The organism is Ochrobactrum sp. SFR4, from assembly GCF_019730395.1.
Taxonomy (GTDB): domain Bacteria; phylum Pseudomonadota; class Alphaproteobacteria; order Rhizobiales; family Rhizobiaceae; genus Pseudochrobactrum.
Genome location: NZ_JAAPBB010000222.1, coordinates 1 through 437, shown reverse-complemented (window position 1 = coordinate 437; position 437 = coordinate 1). Strand labels below are relative to the sequence as shown.

General features: G+C 54.7%; 1 protein-coding gene. It reads right to left on the bottom strand.

What is annotated here, in order from left to right; translation table 11 throughout:
• Window positions 1–437 (bottom strand): AMP-binding protein (locus tag HBA93_RS18715; RefSeq protein WP_221724301.1); only part of this gene is annotated, 437 nt, incomplete at both ends.

The window sequence follows — 437 nt, the reverse complement described above, 5'->3', positions numbered from 1 at the left end:
AAGCACCATGGCCGTATGTTCAGGGCTGCGCGGCAGGCAAACAGCAACCACATTGCCCTGTACCAGCCCCCGCGCCTGCAACCCACCCATTATACGGCGCACAATGCCGCCAAGCTCTGCATAGCTGATGTGCTTTTGTCCGTAAATCAGCGCAGTCTTGCTGTTACCGGCAGCAAAAATATGATCGGCAATGCGCTGCAGAAAAGGTGCATCCTGCGCTGTCACCGGCATATTGTTGAAACAATAATGGCTGAGATCGGTTATCTCCCGCATACGCACAGCCAGTTCACCACTGGCGGCAATATGATGCGCGGCCTTGCTAAGCGCCTGCAAAATATCCTGCACCATTGCCGGATCCAGCGCCTCACGCGCGTAATCAATATCAAAGACCAGATCACCGGCAGCATTGACCGAAAAGCGGATATCCATGGCCACCT